Annotated in this window: 4 protein-coding genes; 2 read left to right on the forward strand and 2 right to left on the reverse strand. The window is 73.5% G+C overall.

Translation table 11 applies throughout. The annotated features are described in order from the left end of the window. Both GTW08_RS28935 and mihF read left to right on the forward strand, forming a co-directional pair. A partial coding sequence (locus GTW08_RS28935) for a nuclear transport factor 2 family protein (RefSeq protein WP_161152794.1) occupies positions 1 to 346 on the forward strand: 346 nt, incomplete at its 5' end. 247 nt (positions 347 to 593) lie between these two features. Beyond that, entirely contained in the window at positions 594 to 905 is a 312-nt protein-coding gene (mihF, locus tag GTW08_RS28940; RefSeq protein WP_020621796.1) for an integration host factor, actinobacterial type, read from the forward strand. Positions 906 to 975: 70 nt separating this feature from the next. Here the strand turns inward: mihF and GTW08_RS28945 are convergent, their stop codons facing one another. Next, on the reverse strand, positions 976 to 1,962 hold the full coding sequence (locus GTW08_RS28945) for a glycine betaine ABC transporter substrate-binding protein (RefSeq protein ID WP_161152795.1): 987 nt from the start codon (positions 1,960 to 1,962) through the stop codon (positions 976 to 978). 1 nt (position 1,963) lies between these two features. Then, positions 1,964 to 2,714, reverse strand: a 751-nt coding sequence (locus GTW08_RS28950) for an ABC transporter permease subunit (RefSeq protein WP_161152796.1), incomplete at its 5' end; no start/stop codon positions are given.

A 2,714-nucleotide genomic window follows, 5' to 3' on the forward strand; every position in this document is an offset into this window, starting at 1 on the left:
GGCCGCGCTGGCCACCGACGTGAGCTGGACCGAACTGCCGACCGGCGCCGGGGGCCACGGCCGGGACGCGGTCGTCGCGCACCTGGCCGCCCTCGCCGCGGCCCGGCCGTCCGGGCTGACCCGGACCCGGGTGTCGCGCACCGTCGACGTCCGCCGGGTGGTCGACGAGGTCCGCGTCGGCTTCACCCACGACCGGGAACTGCCGTGGCTGGTGCCCGGGCTCGCCCCCACCGGACGCGCGGCGGAGGTGCTGGCGGTGCAGCTGGTGCGGGTGCGGCAGGGCCGGATCGACGAGGTCCGCACCCTCTGGGACGTCACGGGACTGCGCTCCGTGCTCGACGGGTGAGCCCATCGTCACCGCTTTCGCGCTTTCATGCCGCTGACCTGCGGCAACAGTCCCGCCCCCGCGCCGTGCGACGGGCGGTCGCCCGGGTGCGGTGAGCAGCGCCACGGACGGCGTGGAACAGGGCCGACACGCCCTGAGGAGGGGGTTCCCGCAGGTCGTGGCGATGTCTCTGCCAGTCTGTACCGCGATCGGAGATGGCAGTCCACCCCGGTGAGCGGGGTGCGTGAACCGAGAGGAGTTGTCAGCGATGGCTCTGCCCACCCTGACCCCGGAGCAGCGCGCCGAGGCGCTCAAGAAGGCGGCTGCGGCCCGTACCGCCCGCAAGGAGCTCCGCGACAAGATCGCCAGCGGCGAGGAGACCATCCCCGCGGTGCTGGGTCGCGCGAAGACCGACCAGATCGTCGGGAAGACCAAGGTCGCGGACCTGCTCAAGAGCGTCCCGGGCTGGGGCCCGGCGAAGGTCTCCAAGGTGATGGAGGAGGCCGGCATCGACGTGTCGCGCCGTGCCGCCGGCCTCGGCGACCGTCAGCGCGCCGCGCTGATCGAGAAGGTCGGCTGACCTTCCCCCGGCTCCTCGCGACGGCCCGGTACGCACACTGTGCGGACCGGGCCGTCGCGCGTTCCGTGGGTCAGGCCCCGATGAGGCCGTGGCCGGCGAGGAACTGCTGGGCGACCGACGTGGCGCTGCGGCCCTCCAGGTCGACGAGCCCGTTGAGCTCGATCATCACCTCGACGGTGAGCAGCTCGCCCAGCGTCGCGGCCAGGGCCCGCAGCGGCGGGTACCGGTCCACGGTCTCCGCCCGGCAGGTCAGCGCGGCCAGCTGGGTGGTGAAGAAGTTCCGGTCATCGGCCAGCACGACGAGGTCGAGCGAGCGGATCCGCGCGTCGGTGGTGAACACCTCCGCGAGGTCGCACGGGCTGGACCGGGCGACGTTGACGAAGTTCAGCGCGAAGTCGTTCTGGTAGGTCTGCGAGGCCGGGAACGTGATGCCGTAGGCGGCCTGCATGTCGGCGAACTCGCGGTCGAGGAACTCCGCGGCCCCGCAGAACGTCGCCCGGGACTCATCGGCGGCGAAGTAGGGCCCCAGGTCGGACAGCGTCCGGACCTGCGCGAGCGGGCCGTCGGCGTCGCCGCGGCGGGCGACGGCGTACTGGTTGCCGAAGCGGGCGGGCCCGAGCCAGGCGACGTCGTTCCGCTCGAGGTCCTGGGCGGCGACGGCGTCGTAGAGCGCCCGCTCACCGGGGATGGTCATGTCGTTGCCCAGGAACAACGTCCAGCCGGTGCCGGCGTACTCCCAGTAGACGTCGACGTCGCCCTGCTCCAGGGCCGCACGGACGATCGTGGAGCCGGACAGGCCGGTCCGGTCCACGGTGCGGGCCCCGCAGGCCTGCAGCGCCAGCAGGGTGATCGCGCCGAGCACCCGCTGCTCGGTGAACTCCTTCGAGCCGACGGCCAGCTCGGCGCCGGACAGGTCGACGTCGCGGGCCAGGGACCCGCCGCGCAGCTGCTGCGGCGACGGGCCGGCGACGGCGGCCGCGGCGCCGCAGCCCGAGACGAGTGCCGCGACCCCGGCGAGCAGGCCGGGCAGCGCGCGGCGCGGGAAACGGGTGGTCATCTCAGAGCCCCTTCGGATGCAGGACGTCCTCGGCGAGGCCCGCCAGCCAGTCGATGAGCAGCGCGAGCGCCGCGACCAGCACGCTGCCGGTGACCAGGACGAGGGTGCGGTTGGACGCCAGACCGTTGGAGATGATGTCGCCCAGCCCGCCGGCGCCGATGAACGTCGCGAGCGCGACGGTGCCGGTGGTGATCGTCAGCGTGGTCCGGACGCCGGCCAGGATCACCGGGACCGCGAGCGGCAGCTCGACGGAGAACAGCACACCGCGCCGGGTCATCCCCATCCCGCGGGCCGCCTCGATCACCGAGCGGTCGACCTGCTCCAGCCCGGCGATGGTGTTCCGGACGATCGGCAGGATCCCGTGGAGGACGAAGGCGAGCACCGCGATCACGGTGACCGGCAGGGTCAGGAACGCCACCGCGAACAGCACGATGAGACCGATCGACGGGATCGCCTGGCTGATGTTGGCCACGGTCAGCACCGGCCCGGCGAAGCGGCGGGTGGCCTCGCGGGTCAGCAGCACGCCCAGCGGCACCGCGATCACCAGCACCAGCACCGACACGACGGCGGTCAGCCAGACGTGCTGCCAGGTGCGGCTCGCGATGTAGGCGGCGTCGAGACTGCGGGCCTCGATCGAGTCGAGCTCGCGGGAGGACACGACCAGGTACAGCGTCGTCAGCGCGACGACGACCACGAGCGGCCGGGCGAGCAGCGCCGCCCACCGCCGGGCCGGGCGGGCGGTCCCGTCCGGC

The sequence above is a fragment of the Pseudonocardia sp. SID8383 genome (genome assembly GCF_009864975.1).
In the GTDB taxonomy this organism is placed as follows: Bacteria; Actinomycetota; Actinomycetes; order Mycobacteriales; family Pseudonocardiaceae; genus Pseudonocardia; species Pseudonocardia alni.